Origin of the sequence: uncultured Tenacibaculum sp. (assembly GCF_947495995.1) — a bacterium.
In the GTDB taxonomy this organism is placed as follows: Bacteria; Bacteroidota; Bacteroidia; order Flavobacteriales; family Flavobacteriaceae; genus Polaribacter.
The window spans coordinates 21,968-38,612 of the sequence record NZ_CANMAX010000014.1 but is presented as its reverse complement, the minus strand read 5'-3'; the positions used below and the strand labels follow the sequence as shown (position 1 = coordinate 38,612).

The window sequence follows — 16,645 nt, the reverse complement described above, 5'->3', positions numbered from 1 at the left end:
TTAGTAATTTAGGAGCTAAATTTTTCAACATGGATTCAAATAAAAAACTAGGGATAAATTCAATTTGTACTCACGTAGGAGAGGTGAAAGATGAGCAATTCAAAGGAGCAGTTTCCCCAATATATTTATCGTCTTCTTATCAGTTTTATGATGTAGATATTAAACGTTATCCTAGATATTTTAATACACCAAATCAAGAAGCTTTATGTAAAAAAATAGCTGCTCTTGAAAAAACTGAAAACGCTTTAATTTTTGGTTCAGGAATGGCTGCTATAAGTACTGCAATGTTTGCTTTTTTACATAAAGGAGATCATGTTGTTTTACAACAGACTTTGTATGGAGGAACATATAATTTAGTTGTTGAAGAGTTTGATAAATTCGGAATTGAATATTCTTTTACAAATAGTTTAAAAATTGAAGATTTTGAGAAGGAAATTAAATCCAATACAAAAGTAATTTTTATTGAAACTCCTTCGAATCCGTTATTAAAAGTTGTAGATATAAAAGCGGTTGCAGATGTGGCTAAGAAAAATGGAATCATAACTATGATTGATAACACTTTTGCATCTCCAATAAATCAAACACCTATAGATTTTGGTATTGATATTATGATTCATTCAGCAACAAAATATATGGGTGGTCATTCAGATATTTTAGCGGGAGCTATTGCAGCTTCTAACGAACATGTAGATAAGATTTGGAACATTGCAAAGAACTTTGGAGGAAGTTTAAGTGATTTTACAGTTTGGATGCTAGAAAGAAGTATGAAAACAATGAGTTTGCGTGTAAATCATCAGAATGCTAATGCGATGAAAATGGCTGAGTATCTAGAGCAAAATCCAAATGTTGAAAAAGTATATTATCCAGGGTTAACATCTCATGAAGATCATGAGTTAGCGAAAAATCAAATGAAAGGATTTGGAGGAATGTTGTCTTTTGAATTACAGTCAAATTTAGATGCCATGCAATTTCAGCGTAATTTAGAGTTAATAAAACCGTCTATGAGTTTAGCAGGAGTAGAAAGTACTTTGTTAAGTCCGACACAAACCTCTCATGCACTATTATCTCCAGAAGAAAGAGCAAGTCAAGGAATTAAAGATGGATTAATTCGTTTTTCTGTTGGAATAGAAGAGGTAGAAGATTTAATTGCAGATATAGAGCAAGCGATAGAAAAGATTAAATAATGAAACTAGATATATTAGCTTTTGGAGCACATCCAGATGACGTAGAATTAGGTTGTTCAGCAACTATAGCAAAAGAAATTTCTTTAGGGAAAAAAATAGGAATAGTAGATTTAACGAGAGGAGAACTAGGAACAAGAGGTTCTGCAGAACTTCGTGATCAAGAAGCTGCTAAAGCTGCTGAAATTCTAGGAGTTTCTGTACGCGAAAATTTAGCGTTTGCAGATGGTTTCTTTAAAAATGATAAAGAACATCAGTTAGAGATTATCAAAATTATTCGAAAGTATCAACCAGAAATCGTTTTATGTAATGCAATTGACGATCGACATATCGATCATCCAAAAGGAAGTCAATTGGTTTCTGACGCATGTTTTCTAAGTGGATTGTTAAAAATAGAAACAGAATTAGACGGAAAACAACAAGAAAAGTGGAGACCAAAGCAAGTTTATCATTATATCCAATGGAAAAATATCGAGCCAGATTTTGTTGTAGATGTTACTGGATTTATGGATAAAAAAGTTGCTTCTGTGTTAGCTTATAGCTCACAATTTTTCGACCCAAATAGTAAAGAGCCTGAAACTCCGATTACTAGTAAGAACTTTACTGAAAGCGTTGAATACCGTGCAAAAGACTTAGGAAGATTGATAGGAGTAGAGTATGCCGAAGGGTTTACAACAGAAAGACATGTAGCAGTAGAAAATTTAGGTAAATTAATTTAAAAATATTTTGCCACACTTTAAAAAAGTTATATATTTGCACCCGCTAGTTAAATGGTGATTGTAGCTCAGTTGGTTAGAGCGCCGGATTGTGGTTCCGGAGGTCGCCGGTTCGAACCCGGTCTTTCACCCAAATTCCAACCCCTTATTCAATAAGGGGTTTTTTGTTTTTAAACAATAAACTTTCCAAAATTCGTATTAAAAAAATCCCTACAAACGTCCCTTTTTTATATAAATACTTAAAATAAGTAAACAATAGGAAGGTATTTTGTCATGAAAATATCTAGTAGTCTCTAGTTTAGGAATTATAGTGATTAAGTCATTCTTTTCATTTATAGAGTATTTTTCCTTAAAAAAATGAGTGTGATTTTCATGCTAATTATAGAGTGGTAGTATAGTTGTAATCTAAATATTGAAAACTAGTTTTAAAAAACACTTAAAATAAGTTAAACTCCTTTCAGTTTGTAGTAGTAAATAAAATCTTCTAAGGGTAAACCCTGAGAAGTAATTCAGGGTATTTGTATTCTTCGAAAACAGATTATTGTTTTTAATATTGTAAGTGTAAAAGTTCATCAGATATTGTTGATTTCAAATTGTTAAGTAATGAATAATACACCTGATAATTTTTATACATCTAAAAAGTATTAGATGTAAATAAAGAATCTAAATAGATGTCTTTATTTTAAAATATGTAACCTCAAAGCCAAGTCCAGTACAAGAAGAATCTTGGTAAAACAAGAGTACTGTGCTTATATAAAAAAAGAGACTTTTATAAGTCTCTTTTTTGTTTTGTATGTTTTAGATTTTAACTAGATGGACCGTTATCTACTCTAGATTCTAACACAGATTCTATAGCATTAGGAATATTTTCAAATAAATCTAATCCAGTTAAATTTTCAATAGCGTTTACAGAGGTTCTAAAGCTAGTCCAGTTTGTACTTATATTTTGATCATTAGGAACGTTAATAGCGATAATTCTAGTAGAAGTTGTAACTCTGTTGATATCGTTACTTCCGTTAGGTAAGATTAAAGCTACTTTCCAGAAAGAATCAGGAACAGTAATGTTACCGTTGTCAATAGTAGAAGCAAATCCGTTTCTACCTGTTCCTCCAGATCCCGCTACACCAGCTATAATATAGACTTCGTTACCTTGTGAAGTAAGTGACCTTAAATAGTTTTCGAAACTAGCCCAACTTCTTTGATTGTTGTCAGGTGACTGCGGAGCAATATTTGTCATAAAATATGTATTCGAGTTCGAGCTAGAAGAAGAATTCCTATCAGCAGAAGGACATAAATGACCTCTGTCAAATCCTGAGTTGGTATAATCGCTTGTTGTTGCTCTAAAGAAATTGCTTGGTAACGAAGTGTCTCTTTTAAAGCAATTACATCTTGAAGTGTTTCCTAACCAAGCGCTACTTAAGTGCCAACTTACCCAATTTGCAGTTCCTCTACTGTTGTTATATGATAAAACGTAATCTGGTCGAGATAAATAATAATTATTGCTACTAGTGTTAGCGTTTGATGGATTTCCAAAAGCGATATTACTGTCTCTAGTTGGAGATCCTGAATTTCCACTACCTCCAGAAGATGTTGAAGTAACGATTTCAATATTATCAATATTTATTCTGTTTGATCCTCCGCTTGTTTTATAAACACCATAACGAACGCTTCTATTTTCATTTACGTTAAAAGTTGCAGTATTTAAAAATGTAGAAGAAGTGTTAACTGTAGATCCAACATAAGACCAAGAATTTCCATTGTCATAAGAAGCGATTAAACGCCACTGAGAATTTCCGTCACTACCGTATTTTGCATGCCTAATGCGAATAGTTTGCGCTCCGTTATCCATGTTAAAAGACATAATAACGTATCCGGTATTTCTAATTCTAGCTGATTTACTACCAAACTTTCTGTCGTTAGATAAATTTCCGATAAGAGCGTCACTCATATACCAACGTTCGCTGTTCGATAATGTAACACTTCCGCCAGTATAAGATGTTTTAGATCCAGATTCAAAGGTTTCGGTAAACCCAGTAGAGCGACTAGGAGCAAAGTTATGCTGATGTTGTCCGTGATTATCGTAGAAAAAAGTTTCTACGTCAATGTTTCCTTCAATAAGTAAAGTTGAGTTTGTTTCTGTCTCGTCAATAACAATTTCTTCATTGTTAGAACAAGCTGTTGCAAATAGTAAAATAAATGCAAAAAAAGTTAACCTATAAAAATAAAAGTTAGGTCTCATAAGTCGTTAATAGTTAAATGGTTTAAAGAAGTGAAACTATGTAATTGACTTTGAAAGCTCCTTTTGTTTTAGATTAATAAAATGCTAATTATTAACAGTTATATTTTGAAAATAATAAGATTAAAGAAATAAGTTTGAATAAAGTTTAATGTCTGATTAATATAATTCTTTAGATTATTTCTTATATTTTTCCACCCACTCATCATATCTATCTTTGTGTTTAAAGCGTTTGTGAGTCCACAGATAGTTTTCAGGTTGTTCTCTAATCGATTTTTCATTAATAGCTAGAAACTTATCTATAAGTTGATAGTTTTCAAAATCCTTAGCCGAATCTGTTATTAACTCGAAAGTAGTTTCGTAATATCCTCTTTTTATCTTTTTGGTGGTATAGTTTACGATAGCCATATCAAATCTTTTGGCTAAAACTTCTGCGCCGACATGAACGGGAACTTTTACACCTAAAAACTTTGCCCAATAATGAGTTTTATGAAGCACAGGAGTTTGATCGCTAAGTAATATGTATGCTCCTTGTTTTTTCTGTCTGATATTTCTAGCCATTTTTGGAATGGTGTTCTGTGTTTTATAAGCAATCATACCAAACTTAGTTCTAGAACTCTTTACTAGATTTTCAAAGTAAGGATTTTTAATTGCTGAATAAGAACCATAAAGTTGAGAATTACAGATTAAATCCATTGAAACAGACCATTCCCAATTATTAAAATGCGCGCCAGACAATATGATACTTTTTCCAGTTGCTTCTGCAGTATGTAAAACTTCAGGATTGGTAAACTTATAACGTTTCCTTACTTCTTTTTCAGAAAGAGAAAATGCTTTTAAGCTTTCAACTAAAAAATCACAGAAATGGCGTAACGTTTTTTTACGAAGTATTTTTAACTCTTGATCACTTTTTTCAGGGAAAGCAAGTTTAAGGTTGTTGTAAACTATGTCTTTTCGATATCCAACAATATAATAAACTAAGAAAAATAAAAAATCAGAAAATACATAAAGTAATCGCATAGGTATTCTAGATAGACACCAAATAATAGGATTCACGATTATATATAAAACATACTTCATTTAAGGTAATTTTGTGCAAATATCGTATTTATAAAACTAAATTTAATGAATAAAACTTTTCATTAAGTTTGTAAGTATATATAGAATTATGAATAAAGTTATTTTAGGTTTAATATTAGCAAACATTCTAGTTTCAAAAAAAGGGTTTGACGATTTTAGTTTTCATAATAAATTTAAGTTTCAAATCGGTAAAATATTACAAGGTGAAAAAGTAAGAATGTTTTCTTCTGGTTTTTTGCATGCAGATTGGCCGCATTTAGGATTTAATATGTACGCATTGTATCTTTTTGGAGGAGGTGTAGCCAGAGCTTTCGGAAATACAAACTTTATTCTTATTTACACAATTAGTCTTTTGTTTGGTAGTTTGTATACGTTGTATCGTCATAAAGAAGATCATTATTATTCTGCTGTAGGAGCGTCTGGTGCTGTTTCTGGAGTAATGTTTGCTTCAATTTTACTGTTCCCAGGAAAATTATACAGTTTTATATTTTTTCCATTTTTTAGCTTTCCAGCTTATGCTTTAGGAATTGGATATTTATTGTATTCAATATATGGTATGAAAAAACAATTAGGTAATGTTGGTCATGCTGCTCACTTAGGTGGTGCTATTGGAGGATATGCAATTACATTATTATTGAGGCCTAATGTGATTAATAATAACCCAACAATGTTAATGATATTGGGAGGTATAATAGTGTTGTTACTTTTATTTGGTAGTAAACTTGAAGAGATCTAAAAAAAAGTATCTGATAAAACATATAAAATAAAAAAAACCGAAACTAGTGTTTCGGTTTTTTGTTTTGAGCGGGAGACCGGGTTCGAACCGGCGACATTCAGCTTGGAAGGCTGACGCTCTACCAACTGAGCTACTCCCGCATTGGTATTGCGGGTGCAAATATAAGAGCTTTTTTCATTTCTGCAAACATTTATTTACAGAATAAAAACAAAATTTTAGATGTAGTTCAAAATGAGAAGTATAGAAATAAAAAAAACCAAAACTAATGTTTCGGTTTTTGTTTTGAGCGGGAGACCGGGTTCGAACCGGCGACATTCAGCTTGGAAGGCTGACGCTCTACCAACTGAGCTACTCCCGCATTGGTATTGCGGGTGCAAATATAAGAGCTTTTTAATTTCTGCAAAACTTTTTTCGAAAAAAATCTAATAAAATTTTTGATCTTCTCTTAAAATCTTAGCAAAATGAAAAGCATAAATATTAAAACCTTCGTTATAATAAAATTTATGTGACTTAGTGTTAGTACTATACGTATTTAACTCCATAGCTTCACAACCTTTTCCTTTTGTATACTCGTAAATCCAGTTAAAGAAAAGTTTACCTAGTCCTTTTCCGCGATATGCTTCAGAAATTATTACATGATCGGGTTCTACACTTCTACCTAAATAATGTCTTGTAGAATACCATAACCCACAAATACCAATCATTTCATCTTCATCGAAAACAGCTACGCATTCGTAATTAGGGCAGTTTCCCATTTCAACAACTCGTTCTTTTAAGATATCAGGAGGAGTTTTTGTGTTGATTATAGAAAGTAAGGGAAGAATACTTAGTATATTGTCTTTATTAATAGTAGTAAAAGAAATATTCATTTATTTTTTATTTTAAAAGTAATGGTTTTAGTAAAGAAAATTAAAGCAGAAGAAACATACTTCTTACGTAAGCAAATTTTAAGAAAAAACATTGATTTACCTCACGAATTTGAAGGAGATTTTAATGAAAATACTTTTCATGTTGGTGTTTTTGATGGAGAAGAGCTATTAGGAATAGGAACATTTATGCAAAATAATTTAGAAGAATTAGATGGAATCCATTATCAATTACGTGGAATGGCGACTTCTGAAAAAGGAAGAGGTAAAGGTTATGGAAAGTTATTATTAGAATTTGCGACTAACGAGTTAGTAAAATTAAAAATTGACTATTTATGGTGTAATGCCAGGGAAGTCGCGATTTTATTTTACGAGAAAAATGACTTTAAAATTATGGGAGATAGATTTATAAATAAAGCCGGACCTCATTATAAAATGTACAAATCAATAGACTAAATGAAAATAATTAAAAGATCAAGCTTACTTCTAGGATTCTTATTAACGTTTAATGGAATTGCACAAAAAAGAGAGGTGAAAATTATTCCAACTAAAGTTACTGATAACATATACATGTTAAAAGGACAAGGGGGAAATATTGGACTTTTTGTTGGTAAAGATGGCGCTTTTATGATTGATGATCAGTTTGCGCAATTAACACCAAAAATTTTAAAAGCAATTAAAGCAATAACAGATCAACCTGTAAAATATTTAATCAATACACATTGGCATGGTGATCATACTGGTGGAAATGAAAATATGAGTAAAGAAGGAGCGGTAATTATTTCTCATAAAAATGTAAGAAAACGTATGGGGATGGAGAGTGTGGTTAGAGGAAAAACTAGACCAGCTTCTCCAAAAGAAGCGTTACCAGTAATTACATTTACAGAAGATATGATGGTGCATTTCAACGGTGAAGATGTTTTAATTTCTCATGTGCATAATGCACATACCGATGGAGATGCTCATATTTATTTCACAAAAAATAATGTGTTGCATATGGGAGACACCTATTTTCAAGGGAAATATCCGTATATAGATTTGTCTAGTGGAGGTGGAATTGAAGGTTATATTGCTTCTGCTGAAAAAGCTTTATTGATGATAGATGATGCTACAGTTGTAATTCCTGGACATAGAGAAATCTCAAATAAAAAAGAATTAGCTGCTTATAGAGATATGTTAGTTTTATTGAGAGATAGAGTGCAGGCCAAAATTAATGAAGGAAAATCTGTAGATGAGGTAAAGAATGACACTTCAATAACGAAAGAGTATGATGATGAAAAATATGGCGATTGGTTTATTACAGGTGAAGGAATTAGAGAAACAATCTACAAAAGTTTAATCCAAGAGAAGCATTAATTTATTACAAAAAAAATTATAATAAACATCTAATTTCCTTTCAATAATAAGAGTTGATTAAACAAATTTGAATAGAAATTAGATGTTTTTTTATAAAAATTGTTGTGAAATTTTCTTGAAAAATTAGGCTTTTTCTCGAATAATTTCAGCTATAGTTTTGTTCTGAATTTTACTTTCTAACCAAGATAAAATATCTAAATATAAAAACGCTCTTTTCTCGTACGGATGATGTTCAAAAGCTTTTAATCTGGTATGAATATTTTGGAATTCTTTTTTGAATTGATGCGGATATAAATCTCCTAAAGATCGAATAGATTCAATAAAAATCTTCTGAACTTCTTGTAGATTTTCCATTTTCAATAAGAATTTATAAGTCTCTTTAAATTGTTTTTCTAAATGATAATCTAAGCCGCATTCATAATGTGCAATCAGATTAAGAACTCTTGCAAAACATTGTAAATCTTCACCAACGTAAAGTTTTTTAGCTTCAATAATTTTAGAAAGATATTCGATACACATTTTGTTGTTACCCATTCCGAAGTATAAACACGCAATTTTGTAATAAAACTGAATGATGTGATGCTTATCTAATCGATTACTATATAGCTTAATTTTCTCGTTAATTTCATGAATTAAATATTCTCCTTCATGAAAATTACCTTCAATAAAATGTTTATGAAGTTTATTAGCATAGCAGTATTGAAAGATTAAAATTTCAGTATTACTGTTGATAGGAATTTCATTGTTTTGAATTTCATTTTCAAACCATGACAATTCTTTGTTAAACTCATTTTTATGTCGTGTAAAAAACAAAGATTCAAGTAAGTAGTTCCTTCCTTTTAAATAGAAAACAGGATTTGTAGCTATCATTTTAGGATATTCTCTAAATAAAGAAACCCATTTACTAGCATATTTATAACCGTTTAAAAAATCTTGAGTTAAAAAACAACGCCAAAGATGTGCTTTGTATAACCACAAGCGCTCTCTAAAACCTAATTCTTTGTAATTAACTTCTGGAAGTCTGGCGTTAAAATATTCATTTATTTTTTGAAGCTCACCATCGTTTCTAACATAACCAGTCTTTAATAAAATTCCATAAAGTTGTAGCGATAAATTAGAAAGTTTACTCGTAATTACATTTTGCTGACTTAACGTTTTTGCTTGAACAGTAAGTTCATCTGCTCTTGTACTTATACTCCTTGTAATGTATTGACTCTCTATTACTTTTTCTAATTCAACAATTTCATAAGCCACATTTTTTTCTTCATTTTCAATAGCCATTGTTTTGGCTTTTTCTAAAAGTTTTAAACTTTGTTTGTATAACCCTTTTTGATATAAAACTGTAGCAAAATCTAATTGTTCACGTATTTGAACCCTCAAGTTTTTGTGAGAAGGATTCATGCGTAAACTCGTTAAAATCTGCTTGTATAAATGAGCTTTTAAATTAGATAACTGCTGTTTGCTTACTATACCACTATTAATAATCGCTTTTTCATCATATTTTTTCTGTTTTTCTAGAAATTTAAATAAAGTGAAAAATTTTGCTTGATTATTTCCTTCAAGTCTTCCAATATATAAATTGAATTGCCTTTTCTCAGATTTTGTAAGAGATTGAATTAAGGCGAATAAAGCATCTTGATTTTGATTAGCTTTTGTAAAATTATTCATTATAATATATTGAAAGTCAGTTTTTTAAATGTTTTTATTATCTTCTTTGATATCGTAAAGAGATTCGTTTATTCAAAGAAATCTATAAAGCCAATATATAAATTTGAGTTAGATAATAACAACTATTAGTTACAATGAAAGATAATAAAATCCAAATTTTTGATACCACTCTTAGAGACGGAGAACAGGTACCAGGTTGTAAGTTAGATACTAATCAGAAATTAGTGATAGCTGAACGATTGGATAGCATGGGAGTTGATATCATAGAAGCTGGATTTCCAATATCTAGTCCAGGAGATTTTAATTCTGTTAGTGAAATTGCAAAAATAGTTAAGAATGCTACGGTTTGTGGTTTGTCAAGAGCTGTTCAAAAAGATATTGAAGTAGCAGCTGAAGCATTGAAATATGCTGTGAAACCTAGAATTCATACAGGTATAGGAACAAGTGATTCGCATATAAAATTTAAGTTTAATAGCACGAGAGAAAAAGTAATTGAAAGAGCAATTGCGGCTGTATCTCATGCAAAAAAATATGTGAATGATGTTGAGTTTTATGCTGAAGATGCTGGTCGAACAGAAAATGAATTCTTAGCTAAAGTTTGTGAGGCAGCTATTAAAGCAGGAGCCACTGTTTTAAATATTCCTGATACAACAGGGTATTGTTTGCCAGAAGAATATGGAGCGAAAATAAAATACTTAAAAGACAATGTGAAAGGAATCGATGATGTAATTATCTCTTGTCATTGTCATAACGATCTTGGTTTGGCTACTGCTAATTCAATTTCAGGTGTTGTAAACGGAGCTAGACAAATCGAGTGCACAATTAACGGAATTGGTGAACGTGCTGGAAATACGGCTTTAGAAGAAGTAGTAATGATCTTAAAGCAACATCCGTATTTAAATCTTCATACTGATATTAATACAAAACTGTTATACGATACAAGTTTAATGGTAAGAGAGAAAATGGGAATGCCTGTGCAGCCAAACAAAGCTATTGTAGGTGCAAATGCGTTTGCGCATAGTTCAGGAATTCACCAAGACGGTGTGATTAAAAATCGTGAAACTTATGAGATTATTGATCCAGAAGAAGTAGGTGTAACTGAGAGTGCAATTGTATTAACAGCAAGAAGCGGAAGAGCAGCTCTAGCATATAGAGCTAAGAAAATTGGCTATGAGTTGACTAAAGTTCAATTAGATAAAGCTTATCAAACGTTTTTACAATTCGCAGATAAACAAAAAGAAGTAATAGATGAAGATATTCATCTAATAATGAAAAAAGTGAGTAACATTACTAAAATAGCAATCGCATAATGGGAAAAACATTGTTCGATAAAGTTTGGGATAAACATGTCGTGGACACAATTCAAGATGGTCCACAAATATTATATATCGATAAACATTTAATTCATGAAGTAACTAGTCCACAAGCCTTCAATGAGCTTAAGGAAAGAGGTGTTTCTATAGCTAGACCAGATAAAATTGTGGCTACTGCAGATCATAATACACCTACGGTAAATCAGCATTTACCTGTTAAAGATGAATTATCTAGAAATCAACTACAGCAGTTAGAAAAGAATTGTAAAGAAAACAATATCACGTTATATGGTTTAGGTCATAAATACAATGGAATTGTTCATGTTATGGCTCCAGAATTAGGAATTACACAACCTGGAATGACAATGGTTTGTGGAGATAGTCATACATCAACTCACGGTGCTTTTGGAACAATAGCATTTGGTATTGGTACAAGTCAAGTTGCTCAAGTGTTTGCAAGTCAATGTTTATTAATTCAAAAGCCGAAAAGTTTAAGAGTTAACGTAAACGGAAAACTTAAAAAAGGAGTATTACCTAAAGATGTGATTTTATATATCATATCTAAGTTAGGAACAAATTCAGGAACTGGATATTTCTGTGAGTACGCAGGTAATGTATTCGAAGAAATGTCGATGGAAGGAAGAATGACAGTGTGTAACATGAGCATAGAAATGGGAGCACGTGGAGGAATGATAGCGCCAGATCAAACTACTTTCGATTATGTTCAAGGAAGAGAATTTGCTCCTAAAGGAGAAGAGTTTCAAGCTAAAGTAGATTATTGGAAAACATTAAAAACTGATGACGATGCAGTTTTTGATCAAGAATATTCCTTTGATGCTGCAGATATAGAACCAATGGTTACTTATGGAACCAATCCTGGTATGGGAATTAAGATTTCAGAAAATATTCCATCATCAGACGACGCTTCTTTTGAAAAATCACTTTCATACATGAATTTTAAGAAAGGTGAAAGTTTAGTAGGTAAGCCAATCAATTATGTATTCATAGGAAGTTGTACCAATTCTAGAATTGAAGATTTTCAAGTTGCGGCTAGTTTCATAAAAGGAAAACAAAAAGCACAAAACGTAAATGCATGGTTAGTTCCTGGTTCGCAACAAGTAGCAAAACAAATAAAAGAAGAAGGATTACAAGATATTTTTGAAGCAGCTGGTTTCGAATTACGTCAACCTGGATGTTCTGCTTGTTTAGCAATGAATGATGATAAAATACCTGAAGGAGAATACTGTGTTTCTACATCAAATAGAAATTTTGAAGGTAGACAAGGACAAGGTGCTAGAACAATTCTAGCAAGTCCTTTAGTTGCAGCAGCAACAGCAGTAGAAGGAAAAATAATTAATATAACGGAACATTTAAACTAATGGAAAAGTTTCAAATATTAAAAGATACAGCAGTACCATTACCAGTAGAAAATATTGATACAGATCAGATCATACCTGCACGCTTTTTAAAAGCAACGGATAAAAAAGGTTTTGGAGATAATGTATTTAGAGACTGGAGATTCCATAAAGATGGAAGTGTAAATGAAGATTTTGTTTTAAATAATCAAAATTATAAAGGAAGCATTTTAATCGCTGGAGACAATTTTGGTTGTGGTTCTAGTAGAGAACATGCAGCTTGGGCATTGGCAGGATACGGATTTAAAGTTGTAGTCAGTAGTTTTTTTGCTGATATTTTCAAAGGTAATGCATTGAATAATGGAATACTTCCAATTCAAGTAACTCCAGAGTTTTTAAAAAGTGTTCTAAAGAAAATACAAGAAAATCCAGAAACTGAGTTAACTGTAGATCTAGAGAATCAAAGTTTAAAAACTACAGTTGGTGAAGTTAGTTTTGAAATTAATCCCTATAAGAAATTATGTCTATTGAATGGTTATGATGATATAGACTTTTTAATCAGTAAGAAAGAAAAAATAGAAGCATACGAGGCATCGTTGTAAAAAGAATACAAGTATATGAGATTTAATATTACAGTAATCCCTGGAGATGGTATAGGACCAGAAGTAATAGAACAGGCTAAAAAGGTATTACAAGCGATAGGAGAAGTTTACGATCATACTTTTGTATATGATGAGGTTTTGATGGGAGCTTGTGCAATTGATAAAACAGGAAATCCGTTGCCAGATAAAACATTAGCTTCATGTAAAAAGAGTGACGCGATTTTATTTGGAGCAATTGGAGATCCTAAATACGATAACGATCCATCTGCAAAAGTAAGACCAGAACAAGGTTTATTAAAGTTGAGAAAAGAGTTAGGTTTATTTTGTAACATAAGGCCAGTGAAAGCTTACGATGCTTTGATTAAAAATTCTCCTTTAAAAGAAGATATTATCAAAGGAACAGATATCGAGATTTATCGTGAATTAACTGGTGGTATTTACTTTGGTATAAAAGAATTAAGTGACGATGGTAAAATAGCTTTTGATGGATGTTCATATTCTGTAGAAGAAATTGAAAGAATGGGGCATTTAGCTTTTAAATCAGCAAGAAACAGAAGAAAGAAACTAACATTAGTCGATAAAGCAAACGTGTTGGAGACGTCTCGATTATGGAGAAAAACAATTACTGCTTTAGCAAAAGAGTATCCAGATGTCGAGGTTGATACTATGTTTGTTGATAATGCAGCGATGCAGTTAATCTTAAATCCTAAACAGTTTGATGTTATTCTTACAGAAAATTTATTTGGAGATATTTTATCAGATGAAGCAAGTGTAATCGGAGGTTCTATCGGATTGTTAGCTTCAGCTTCAGTAGGAGATAAAGCTGCTTTATTTGAGCCAATTCATGGTTCTTTTCCACAGGCTAAAGGAAAAGATATTGCTAATCCGTTAGCGTCTATTTTATCGGCCGCAATGATGTTAAGACATTTAGATTTAGAGACAGAAGCTGCAGTGATAGAAAATGCTGTACAAAAGTCTTTAGAATTAGGAATAACTACACAGGATATCGATTCTGAGAACGATTTTACTACCTCTAAAGTTGGAGATTTTATCACCGATTACATCCATAATCAAGAGGATAGTAATATTAATTTTACGAATGTTCATATGGGACAGAGTACTATAATTTAGTTAAGTTTTGTTTTGAATTTAAAACACCTCTAATTTTAGAGGTGTTTTTTTTGTTTGAAAGAATCGTAATTTTATATTCTAAATTTTATCATATTTGTAAAATAAAAATACGTATCAGTACGTATTTTTAGTGATATCACGTTAAAATTCACTTTTTTTTAAAAAGGTGTCATTTTTATGTGATTCTTAATTTCAGCTTTCTCATTTAAGTATTTAATAATTGCAATAACTTTTTCGATAGTGATATTATAATATTCTGATTTTTGAATATGTTTTTTTGAGACTTACTTTTTTTAATACATCGTTTTAGCCTGTTTAACAGTGTTTTGTGTTTTGATTTTTCCTTTTTTGGATTTAGCTTTGGGAGTCAGAGTAATGATTTTATAAGGCAATAATCATGAAAAGTAAGGTTTCAGAATTCCTAATATTTACTTTGTTTGAATTCTATTTAAACAGATCATAAGTAAGATTTGATGTTAAGTATTAATACTTATACTCTTTTTAATCTTGTATCCTCCTTAAAACACCAATCTTTTGCCTCTTAAATCAAGTTATTCTAACAATCTAAAACATATAAAACAGGATAATTTATTAAGTAATTACCATGAAAAAAATCGAGGCAATAATTAGAAAATCCAAATTTAGAGAAGTGAAAAATGCACTCCATGAAGTAGGTGTTAACTTTTTCTCGTATTGGGATGTTACAGGTCTAGGTAACGAAAAAAAAGGACATGTGTATAGAGGTGTTTCTTACAGTACAAGTGATATTCAAAGAAGATATTTATCAATTGTGGTAAATGATGATTTTGAAGAAATCACAATTAAAACAATTCTTGAAGCAGCTTCGACAGGAAATGTTGGAGATGGGAAAATTTTTGTAAGTGAAATTAAACAAGCTTACAGAATTAGAACAGGGGAAGAAGGAGGAAACACTTTAAATTAATTTGACAGCATAATTATGGAACAACTAACAACGAACAATGTGTGGATGATGATATGTACTGCTTTAGTATTTTTCATGCATTTAGGATTTGCTTTACTAGAAATTGGTTTAACTAGACAAAAAAATACACTGAACATATTATTTAAAAATATTTTTATCATCACAACTGGGCTTTTAATGTATGCAGCTTTTGGATTCAATTTAATGTATCCTGGTTTTGCAAAAGAGGCATTAGGAGTTTTTGGTTTTTCTGGCTTTGGTTTAGAAGCACCAATGGTAGATGGAGCATTAGATTTAACGTATAATTCTGGTTATACATACTGGACAGATTTTCTTTTTCAAGGAATGTTTGCAGCTACAGCAGCAACTATAGTTTCTGGAGCAGTTGCAGAACGAATGAAAATTTTACCATTTATGATTTTCACTGTGGTCTACGTTGGATTTGTATATCCAATAGCAGGTTCTTGGAAATGGGGAGAAGGTTTTTTACACCAATTAGATACTCCTTTTTACGATTTCGCAGGTTCAACTTTAGTACACTCTGTAGGAGGTTGGGCAGCATTAGTAGCTGTTTGGTTATTAGGTGCTAGAATAGGGAAGTTTAAAAACGGAAAAGCTCAAGCAATACCGGGTCATAATATTCCATTAGCAACTGGTGGTGTCTTAATACTTTGGTTAGGTTGGTTTGGTTTTAATGGAGGTTCTGTTTTATCAGCAAATCCAGAATCAACATCAATAACTTTAGTAACTACATGTTTAGCAGCTGCAGCAGGAGGAGTAATATCTGCAATTGTTTCTACAATTATGTATAAGAATTTAGATTTAACAATGTTCTTAAATGGAATTTTAGGAGGGTTGGTAGCAATTACTGCAGGAGCAGATGTAATGAGTCCGATGGATGCAATTATTGTTGGTGGCATTGGAGGAATCCTTATTGTGTTGGCTGTAAGTTTAATTGATAAGATCAAATTAGATGATCCAGTTGGAGCTATTGCTGTACACTTAGCTTGTGGTGTATGGGGAACGCTAGCAGTTGGAATCTTTGGAAAGTTGGCTAGTGGCGCTCAATTCGTAAGCCAATTAATAGGTGTAGGTACTTATGCGGTTTTCTGTATTTCTACATCGTTTATTATCATTTTTACTTTAAAGAAAACTATAGGAATACGTGTAAGTGAGAAAGAAGAAATAGAAGGTTTAGACACTCATGAACATGGAATGACGGCCTATCCTGATTTCAGGTTAAATGAGCATTAATTCTACTAATTCCTTTTTAAAGGTGAGCTAATCGTTTCAAACTAAAGAAACGTTAAAATATTTGAACTAGAATAAACACTCTGTAACAGAGTGTTTAGGTTGAGTAAAGATCTGTCAGAAGATTTCTGAATGGCTTTATTCTTTATAGAGAATGTGAACTAAGACAACACATGTTTCTCTTGTAAATTAAATAAACTAACAAACAAAA

General features: G+C 31.4%; 15 protein-coding genes and 3 tRNA genes. 12 read left to right on the top strand and 6 right to left on the bottom strand.

The features are described 5' to 3' along the window. The first annotated feature begins 29 nt into the window (after positions 1 to 29). The 3 genes from Q1A15_RS20295 (at position 30) to Q1A15_RS20285 (ending at position 2,029) form a co-directional block, all read left to right on the top strand. Positions 30 to 1,184 carry a PLP-dependent aspartate aminotransferase family protein gene (locus tag Q1A15_RS20295; protein ID WP_299628177.1) on the top strand — a complete coding sequence of 385 codons (1,155 nt, stop codon included), beginning with the start codon at positions 30 to 32 and terminating at the stop codon, positions 1,182 to 1,184. After that, positions 1,184 to 1,900 carry a bacillithiol biosynthesis deacetylase BshB1 gene (gene bshB1, locus Q1A15_RS20290; protein ID WP_299628175.1) on the top strand — a complete coding sequence of 239 codons (717 nt, stop codon included), beginning with the start codon at positions 1,184 to 1,186 and terminating at the stop codon, positions 1,898 to 1,900. Before Q1A15_RS20295 ends, bshB1 begins: the two co-directional genes overlap by 1 nt. A gap of 53 nt (positions 1,901 to 1,953) precedes the next feature. Continuing rightward, positions 1,954 to 2,029 (top strand) — tRNA-His (locus Q1A15_RS20285). A 673-nt stretch (positions 2,030 to 2,702) separates the two neighbouring features. On the opposite strand, the gene Q1A15_RS20280 is transcribed toward Q1A15_RS20285, so the two are convergent. Both Q1A15_RS20280 and Q1A15_RS20275 read right to left on the bottom strand, forming a co-directional pair. Then, complete coding sequence (locus tag Q1A15_RS20280; RefSeq protein WP_299628173.1) at positions 2,703 to 4,136, bottom strand: DNA/RNA non-specific endonuclease; 1,434 nt, start codon at positions 4,134 to 4,136, stop codon at positions 2,703 to 2,705. A gap of 174 nt (positions 4,137 to 4,310) precedes the next feature. Further along, a complete protein-coding gene (locus Q1A15_RS20275) occupies positions 4,311 to 5,213 on the bottom strand; it encodes a lysophospholipid acyltransferase family protein (protein ID WP_299628171.1) in 903 nt (300 codons plus the stop codon). A gap of 88 nt (positions 5,214 to 5,301) precedes the next feature. On the opposite strand from Q1A15_RS20275, the gene Q1A15_RS20270 reads away from it, so the two are divergent. Next, complete coding sequence (locus tag Q1A15_RS20270; RefSeq protein ID WP_299628169.1) at positions 5,302 to 5,949, top strand: rhomboid family intramembrane serine protease; 648 nt, start codon at positions 5,302 to 5,304, stop codon at positions 5,947 to 5,949. Positions 5,950 to 6,016: 67 nt separating this feature from the next. Here Q1A15_RS20270 and Q1A15_RS20265 read toward each other — a convergent pair. From Q1A15_RS20265 to Q1A15_RS20255, 3 genes are all read right to left on the bottom strand, one after another. Beyond that, positions 6,017 to 6,089, bottom strand: a tRNA-Gly gene (locus Q1A15_RS20265). A gap of 145 nt (positions 6,090 to 6,234) precedes the next feature. Then, positions 6,235 to 6,307: transfer RNA gene (locus tag Q1A15_RS20260), tRNA-Gly, on the bottom strand. A 64-nt stretch (positions 6,308 to 6,371) separates the two neighbouring features. Beyond that, complete coding sequence (locus Q1A15_RS20255) at positions 6,372 to 6,818, bottom strand: GNAT family N-acetyltransferase (RefSeq protein WP_299628167.1); 447 nt, start codon at positions 6,816 to 6,818, stop codon at positions 6,372 to 6,374. Positions 6,819 to 6,839: 21 nt separating this feature from the next. On the opposite strand from Q1A15_RS20255, the gene Q1A15_RS20250 reads away from it, so the two are divergent. Continuing rightward, the gene (locus Q1A15_RS20250) at positions 6,840 to 7,271 is read left to right on the top strand and encodes a GNAT family N-acetyltransferase (protein ID WP_299628165.1); all 432 of its coding nucleotides are present in this window, start codon (positions 6,840 to 6,842) and stop codon (positions 7,269 to 7,271) included. Further along, positions 7,272 to 8,171 carry an MBL fold metallo-hydrolase gene (locus Q1A15_RS20245; RefSeq protein ID WP_299628163.1) on the top strand — a complete coding sequence of 300 codons (900 nt, stop codon included), beginning with the start codon at positions 7,272 to 7,274 and terminating at the stop codon, positions 8,169 to 8,171. Positions 8,172 to 8,294: 123 nt separating this feature from the next. Here the strand turns inward: Q1A15_RS20245 and Q1A15_RS20240 are convergent, their stop codons facing one another. Beyond that, on the bottom strand, positions 8,295 to 9,839 hold the full coding sequence (locus tag Q1A15_RS20240) for a hypothetical protein (protein WP_299628161.1): 1,545 nt from the start codon (positions 9,837 to 9,839) through the stop codon (positions 8,295 to 8,297). A gap of 134 nt (positions 9,840 to 9,973) precedes the next feature. Between Q1A15_RS20240 and Q1A15_RS20235 the strand changes: the two genes are divergently transcribed. The 6 genes from Q1A15_RS20235 (at position 9,974) to amt (ending at position 16,437) form a co-directional block, all read left to right on the top strand. Then, entirely contained in the window at positions 9,974 to 11,149 is a 1,176-nt protein-coding gene (locus tag Q1A15_RS20235) for a 2-isopropylmalate synthase (protein WP_299628159.1), read from the top strand. Continuing rightward, on the top strand, positions 11,149 to 12,531 hold the full coding sequence (gene leuC / locus Q1A15_RS20230) for a 3-isopropylmalate dehydratase large subunit (RefSeq protein ID WP_299628157.1): 1,383 nt from the start codon (positions 11,149 to 11,151) through the stop codon (positions 12,529 to 12,531). Before Q1A15_RS20235 ends, leuC begins: the two co-directional genes overlap by 1 nt. Further along, complete coding sequence (gene leuD, locus Q1A15_RS20225) at positions 12,531 to 13,109, top strand: 3-isopropylmalate dehydratase small subunit (protein WP_299628155.1); 579 nt, start codon at positions 12,531 to 12,533, stop codon at positions 13,107 to 13,109. The genes leuC and leuD overlap by 1 nt, the downstream gene beginning before the upstream one ends. A 15-nt stretch (positions 13,110 to 13,124) precedes the next feature. Further along, positions 13,125 to 14,240, top strand: coding sequence for a 3-isopropylmalate dehydrogenase (gene leuB / locus Q1A15_RS20220; RefSeq protein WP_299628153.1), 1,116 nt, complete (start codon positions 13,125 to 13,127; stop codon positions 14,238 to 14,240). Between the two features lie 604 nt (positions 14,241 to 14,844). Next, on the top strand, positions 14,845 to 15,183 hold the full coding sequence (locus Q1A15_RS20215; protein ID WP_299628151.1) for a P-II family nitrogen regulator: 339 nt from the start codon (positions 14,845 to 14,847) through the stop codon (positions 15,181 to 15,183). 15 nt (positions 15,184 to 15,198) lie between these two features. Continuing rightward, the gene (gene amt, locus Q1A15_RS20210) at positions 15,199 to 16,437 is read left to right on the top strand and encodes an ammonium transporter (RefSeq protein WP_299628149.1); all 1,239 of its coding nucleotides are present in this window, start codon (positions 15,199 to 15,201) and stop codon (positions 16,435 to 16,437) included. Positions 16,438 to 16,645: the final 208 nt, after the last annotated feature.

What these genes read in the sequence shown, in the direction of transcription:
- Q1A15_RS20295 (WP_299628177.1), top strand. Translation starts at nt 30, where the DNA reads ATGGATTCAAATAAAAAACTAGGGATAAATTCAATTTGTACTCACGTA.
- bshB1 (WP_299628175.1), top strand. Translation starts at nt 1,184, where the DNA reads ATGAAACTAGATATATTAGCTTTTGGAGCACATCCAGATGACGTAGAA.
- Q1A15_RS20280 (WP_299628173.1), bottom strand. Translation starts at nt 4,136, where the DNA reads ATGAGACCTAACTTTTATTTTTATAGGTTAACTTTTTTTGCATTTATT.
- Q1A15_RS20275 (WP_299628171.1), bottom strand. Translation starts at nt 5,213, where the DNA reads ATGAAGTATGTTTTATATATAATCGTGAATCCTATTATTTGGTGTCTA.
- Q1A15_RS20270 (WP_299628169.1), top strand. Translation starts at nt 5,302, where the DNA reads ATGAATAAAGTTATTTTAGGTTTAATATTAGCAAACATTCTAGTTTCA.
- Q1A15_RS20255 (WP_299628167.1), bottom strand. Translation starts at nt 6,818, where the DNA reads ATGAATATTTCTTTTACTACTATTAATAAAGACAATATACTAAGTATT.
- Q1A15_RS20250 (WP_299628165.1), top strand. Translation starts at nt 6,840, where the DNA reads ATGGTTTTAGTAAAGAAAATTAAAGCAGAAGAAACATACTTCTTACGT.
- Q1A15_RS20245 (WP_299628163.1), top strand. Translation starts at nt 7,272, where the DNA reads ATGAAAATAATTAAAAGATCAAGCTTACTTCTAGGATTCTTATTAACG.
- Q1A15_RS20240 (WP_299628161.1), bottom strand. Translation starts at nt 9,839, where the DNA reads ATGAATAATTTTACAAAAGCTAATCAAAATCAAGATGCTTTATTCGCC.
- Q1A15_RS20235 (WP_299628159.1), top strand. Translation starts at nt 9,974, where the DNA reads ATGAAAGATAATAAAATCCAAATTTTTGATACCACTCTTAGAGACGGA.
- leuC (WP_299628157.1), top strand. Translation starts at nt 11,149, where the DNA reads ATGGGAAAAACATTGTTCGATAAAGTTTGGGATAAACATGTCGTGGAC.
- leuD (WP_299628155.1), top strand. Translation starts at nt 12,531, where the DNA reads ATGGAAAAGTTTCAAATATTAAAAGATACAGCAGTACCATTACCAGTA.
- leuB (WP_299628153.1), top strand. Translation starts at nt 13,125, where the DNA reads ATGAGATTTAATATTACAGTAATCCCTGGAGATGGTATAGGACCAGAA.
- Q1A15_RS20215 (WP_299628151.1), top strand. Translation starts at nt 14,845, where the DNA reads ATGAAAAAAATCGAGGCAATAATTAGAAAATCCAAATTTAGAGAAGTG.
- amt (WP_299628149.1), top strand. Translation starts at nt 15,199, where the DNA reads ATGGAACAACTAACAACGAACAATGTGTGGATGATGATATGTACTGCT.